The 5,797-nt window shown below is 38.4% G+C and carries 6 protein-coding genes; all 6 read right to left on the bottom strand.

What is annotated here, in order from left to right:
• A partial coding sequence (locus AC06OU_RS00620) for a glycoside hydrolase family 1 protein (RefSeq protein WP_475853408.1) occupies nt 1–1,053 on the bottom strand: 1,053 nt, incomplete at its 3' end.
• A 5-nt stretch (nt 1,054–1,058) separates the two neighbouring features.
• Nucleotides 1,059–1,979 (bottom strand): ROK family protein, encoded by a 921-nt coding sequence (locus tag AC06OU_RS00615; RefSeq protein WP_475853406.1) that lies wholly within the window; start codon nt 1,977–1,979, stop codon nt 1,059–1,061.
• A 4-nt stretch (nt 1,980–1,983) separates the two neighbouring features.
• Entirely contained in the window at nt 1,984–3,012 is a 1,029-nt protein-coding gene (locus tag AC06OU_RS00610; protein WP_475853404.1) for a LacI family DNA-binding transcriptional regulator, read from the bottom strand.
• 27 nt (nt 3,013–3,039) lie between these two features.
• Nucleotides 3,040–3,882, bottom strand: a complete 843-nt coding sequence (locus AC06OU_RS00605) for a carbohydrate ABC transporter permease (RefSeq protein WP_475853402.1) — start codon at nt 3,880–3,882, stop codon at nt 3,040–3,042.
• Nucleotides 3,882–4,826: a carbohydrate ABC transporter permease gene (locus AC06OU_RS00600; RefSeq protein ID WP_475853399.1), complete on the bottom strand. Its 945-nt coding sequence runs from the start codon at nt 4,824–4,826 to the stop codon at nt 3,882–3,884. Before AC06OU_RS00600 ends, AC06OU_RS00605 begins: the two co-directional genes overlap by 1 nt.
• Nucleotides 4,827–4,907: 81 nt before the next feature.
• The coding region (locus tag AC06OU_RS00595; protein ID WP_475853397.1) for an ABC transporter substrate-binding protein at nt 4,908–5,797 on the bottom strand (890 nt) is incomplete at its 5' end.

Below are 5,797 nucleotides of genomic sequence, written 5' to 3'. Positions count from 1 at the left end.
CCAGTTAGTGCGTTCTAAGTTTGGATTGGCAATTGTTTTATATAATCCCGGTATGCCAGTATCTTTAGACGTTCCTTTTTCACCAGTGGTATTCATTTCCGATGATCCAACACCGCCTACTAAAGGGTTTTCTTCAAAAGTGGTTGTTTGATAGTAATTTAAACCAATAAAGTCTGGCTTACCTTCTTTTAATAACTCAAGGTCCCCTTCTTCAATAGTGGGAGAGAGTCCTTTTTTCTCTAAGTAATTCCATGCTACCTCTGGATACCTACCCCATATATATGTATCCATCCACCAATGACTATTGAGCTCCTCGGCATTTTCAGCAGCTATAATATCCTTTGGGCTAGAAGACGCGGCATAGGCTGGTGAGTAGGCAAAGCTTGGACCGATTTTCCCATCGGGAACATATTTATGAAATTCTTTGATCACACTAGCATTTGCTAAGTTTGCATGGTGATTGACTTGATAAAATAGTTTTTCATCATTCATACCTGGTGGATGTGTCCCCATTTGGTATCCGTGGCTTGTAAATATATTTTGCTCATTTAAGCTAACCCAATATTTTACTCGGTCACCAAAGTGTTTAAATAATTCTATACTGTAGTTCGTAAAGTCCTCAATAATTCTCCTAGACTCCCAGCCTCCGTATTCATCCTGAAGGGCCTGTGGCAAATCCCAATGATACAATGTCAAAATCGGCTCTATGTTATTTACCTTTAATTCATTAATTAATTGGTCATAAAACTCCAAGCCCTTTTGATTGACTTCTCCTCTGCCTTTTGGAAAAATACGAGTCCAAGCAACAGAAAATCGATAGGTTTTCATTCCCATTTCTGCCATCAAGCGAACATCTTCCTTATAACGATGGTAGTGATCTACTGCCACATCACCGTTTGTTCCTTTAAATGTCTTCCCAGGTATACGCACAAACATATCCCAGTTTGAAACGCCTTTTCCATCCTCATTCCAAGCACCCTCCACTTGATAGGCTGCAGATGCTGCTCCCCATAAGAAATCCTTTGGAAACGGTTTAAGCGTTTGATGTATCATCGATTTCACCCTCCTAGCTTTTCTCCATGCATCGACTGTCTCTGTATGAAATGATACAAAGCTCCGATTAAATTAGAATCATTACCAAACTGACATCTCTCTACTTGAATAGTTAAACTATCCTTATCATGTTTCATTTGATTTAAGGTTTCATTGATCTGTTCAATGAAACCCTCTCGAGTGCTGATGGCTCCACCTATCAAGATTTTCTCAGGGTCAATTACATACTGTAAATTATAAATCCCTACTGCTAATCGTTTAACAAACTTTTCTATTTCGTTTTGTATCTCTTTGTTACCGCCTTCAGCCAATTCATACACTTTTTCACCGGTAAGGGCATTCGTTTCCATTCCTTCGCGTATTGCCACTTGGTTTATCAATCCACCGGTTGCAGCTAAAGTACTCCACGTTTTCCCGATTGGTTCCTCTAAATAGTCCTCCATAATCATATAACCAAATTCTCCAGCAAAACGGTTCTTGCCATGTCGAATTTTTTTATCAAGAACTATTGCTCCTCCGATACCGGTCCCGATCACGATACAAAGATAATCCTTTAAATCCTTTGCAGCACCGATCCATCCTTCCGCTAACCCCGCGCAATTAGCGTCATTTTCAATTTCAACCCTTATATGTGTCCGTTCCTGTAGAAGCTCCTTTATACTCGGTCCATGGATATACGGAAGTGCTGTGACTCCCCCTATATGCCCCGTCTCTACATTAACTGCACCAGGTACACTTATAGCTATTCCCTTTAGTTCGTATTGTTTTTGGAAATCCTTTACGATAGCATCCACCGTATCCACAAACAGCTTAAGACTAGCTTCAGGAGTAGGAGCAAATGACTTTTCAATAAATTCTCCTAAATCATTCATAAGGGCATATTTGATAGAAGAACCTCCAACATCAAAAACAGCATAGTAATTCACTAAATTACCTCCTATCAACCCTGTTCGTTCCGCACGACTCCCTTATCATCAACTCGGAGTCTATCAACACTGGCTTTAATTGTGTCTCTCCATTGATCAAATCATTCAACATATAAGCGGATAATTTCCCGAATTTTTCTTTATCCTGCTTTACCGTCGTAAGTTTTGGCTCACTATAGCGACAAGCCACAATGTCATCACATCCGACAATTTGTATATCTTGTGGAACATTCAGTCCTTCTTCCTTTATCGCTCTTAAAGCACCTAAAGCCATCAGATCAGATGTAGCAAAAACAGCTTCAGGATGCTCTTTACATTGCAGTATTTTTTTCATTGCCTCATATCCGCTCTCTTCATGAAAGTCACCATACTCAATCCACTCTTCGCGTATTTCAAGACCAAATTGATGCATAGCTTCATAGAAACCCTGTTTCCGATAGCGAGAAATCGCAGAATCCCATTTCCCACCTATATAACCAATCTTTCTAACGGAATGTAAATAAAAAAATTCTACTACTTTTCTCGATAAATCCACATTATCTGTCATGATGTAACTAGATTTCGGACCTTTTAACTCAATATCTATACCGATACATGGAATTCCTTCCTTCGCCACATCATAGATAGCCTCTTCCACTTCCTCACCGGCAATTACTATGCAGCCATCTACTTGAAAGTGTCGACAACGTGCTAAGTAGCTTCCTTGCCCCATTTGAAAGCGTTCATTTGAAAACATGATAATATCATAGCCTAGTAGACCGATGTTCTTTTTAAAAGCTGAAATAACCTCATTAAAATAAGGATGTGTCATTTCCACATTAATCTTTCCGGCATAGATCAGCCCAATAAGATTTGATCTTTTTGTTGCCAGAGTTCTTGCCGAAAAATTAGGTTCATAACCTTTTTGGTTAATGACATCCATCACTTGTTTCTTTGTTTTGTCACTAATGCCTTCATAGTTATTGATGACCTTTGAAACAGTGCCTGGGGAGACACCTGCCATTTGTGCGATATCTTTAATAGTTAAATTCATTTCTTATCCCTTCCATTACACGTCACTTTATTTCACAGAGCCCTCTGTAATACTTGATATAAATAAGCGGTTAAACAATAGGAAAACAATTAAGAGTGGTATAGTTGCCCAGAAAACACCAGATAAGATCATACCAAAGTCTGCATTTTGTGTATTACTTAATTGGGCTAATGCAACTTGAATCGTATACATCTCTGGATCTCTTAAAACGGTAAATTGCCATAAAAATTCGCCCCATGCAGCCGAAAAGACAATAATCCCTAATGTTGCAAATGCGGGAAGTATAATGGGAAGCACAATACTACGATAAATTTTAAAGTTGGAGCATCCGTCTAATTTCGCCGCTTCAATTAGCTCATCTGGAACAGATTGACTAATATATTGTCTCATCAGGAAGATACCTAGAGGATTAAGGAAGAACAATACCATCACACCTGGTAAAGTATCAAGTAATCCTGCCTTAGAAATTAGGAAATATTGCGGGATTAACCCTAATTGAGGCGGTATAATCATCGTTAAGAGGATAGCAGTAAAAAGTATATTTTTACCTCGAAACTTAAACTTTGCAAAGGCAAAGCCAGCTAATGAACTAATAAACAAAACTACAATGGTTACAATAGAACAAACAAACAATGAGTTCCACATGGCTTGAAAGAAATCTATTTTATCCAATACCTTTTTAAAATTCTCTATTAATAGATTCCCAGGTGTAATCGTTGGCGGAATGGAATTGTAAGCAGAGCTAGGACTTGTTGCCATTACAAACATCCAGTAAAACGGAAACAACGAAAGTAGGGATGCAATGGACAAAAGTACATAAGAAAGGATTTTACTAAAGGACGGTTTTCTTCCTTTTTCCGATTTATTCACTAGTTTCCACCTCTTTTCTTCCTACCAATGCCTGAGGTTATTAATGTATTTATCGTAGCAAAAACGGTTATCAATACTAATAGTATGATAGCTGTAGCCGATGCCGTCCCAAAAGATTGAAGTTTAAAAGCGTCCCTGTATAAATACATAACAATTGTCATTGCTTCGTCTCTTGTAAAAGCACCAGTTCCTAAAAAGATCGTTGGTTCAGAAAATAACTGCAGAGCTCCTACAGTTGAAGTGAAGACAGTTAAAATGATAAATGGCTTCAGCATCGGTATGGTAACGTATATAAGCTGTTGAAATTTATTTGCTCCATCGATCGTTGCTGCTTCGTACAAATAGCTTGGAATACTTTGAATCCCAGCAAGATAGATAATGGTGTTATACCCTACCCATCGCCAAAATACCATAATCGAGATAGCAATCTTCGTCCCCCATTCAGAGCTGCTCCAGCTCACAGGATCCAGACCCGCCAAACTTAATACATAATTGGCTAAAGAAGATTCATGATCGCTAAACAATACACTAAAAATAAGAGCTACAGCCACCATGGACGTAATATACGGCATAAAAATCGTTACGCGAAAGAAATTTCTAAACTTTAAAAATGCCAGATTTAATAAATAGGCAAAAATGATTCCAAACACTAATTGAGGGGCGGTTCCCATGATTCCCATGACAATTGTGTTGTAGACTGATTTCCAAAAAAGAGGATCTGTTAATACTATTTTAAAATTTGCTAAACCAACAAAAGTCATAGGACTTAATCCATTCCACTTTTGAAAACCTAGATAAATACTAAATAATGCTGGATATAACCCAATAATAGCAAAAATAATAAAGAAAGGTGCAATATATAAATAACCTGAAGCCATATCTTTTTTTGCTTCGGACATGTACCTTTTTTTTCTTACCTTTTCCTTATTACTTACAGCACTCATATACTCACCTCATGTCCTATGAAAGGTGGAATGGAAGCTCATTCAACTCCTCATCCACCTTCAAATCTATTATTCTCTTTACTAGCGATTCATTAAATCCTTTGCACGCTTAACTGCTGCAGCCCACTCTTTTTCTGGATCTGCCCCTTTAGCTTGAACATCCTTTAAGGCATTCAGTACTTCCTGATAAACCGGGAAGTATTTTTCTCCTTTATACACCGCTCCATTGATGTCTTGTGCTGCTTGAGCAAATACTGGTGCTGTTGATTGGCCACCAAAGAACTCATCTTCATTGTTTTTGAAGGAATCCATTTCGTAAACAGACGGAGCAGATGGGAATAATCCTTTTGTTTGGAATGATTTTATTTGATTGTCAGGAGAGATTAGCCACTCTGCAAATTCATAAGCTTCAGCTGCATGTTTAGTTTCTTCTGGGATGGAGATAAACGAACCGCCCCAGTTTGCAGCAAATTCAGTTGGCAATGTTGCTACTCTCCATTTACCTACTGCTTCTGGTGCATTGCCTTCCATCCAACCTTTTAACCAGCCAGCTCCTAATTCAGCTGCAAATTCACCTTTGTTTACCGCATTGGCCCACTCCGGAGACCACATTTCAAATTTCCCGACTATACCAAGCTCGTTAAGCTTTACTGCATAATCGTATGCCTCTTTAACCGCATTTCCTTCTTGCTCTATTAATAATTCACCCTCAGGGTTTAGGAACGTTTCTTGTGCTGCATCTAAATAAGATCTGAATGCCATTTCAATACTATCAATGAATGGTTTACCAGTCTTTTCCTTAACCTGTATACCTGCTTCTTCAAATGCTTCTGGAGAACTGATGAGTTTAGCTACTGCTTCAGGATCTGTTGGTAAACCTGCTTCTTCAAAGACATCTGTACGATAGTATAATGCTTTTGGACCAATATCTGTTGGTAAGCCGATTAAGAAGTCCCCGGCATTATTTTCTC

The sequence above is a fragment of the Psychrobacillus sp. genome, from assembly GCF_056205495.1.
The sequence above is the reverse complement of the archived record's forward strand: the minus strand, read 5'-3'. Positions and strand labels throughout refer to the sequence as shown.

Bases quoted from the DNA above. Each gene is read 5' to 3' on its own strand.
- AC06OU_RS00610 (WP_475853404.1), bottom strand. From the start codon at position 3,012: ATGAATTTAACTATTAAAGATATCGCACAAATGGCAGGTGTCTCCCCA.
- AC06OU_RS00600 (WP_475853399.1), bottom strand. From the start codon at position 4,826: ATGAGTGCTGTAAGTAATAAGGAAAAGGTAAGAAAAAAAAGGTACATG.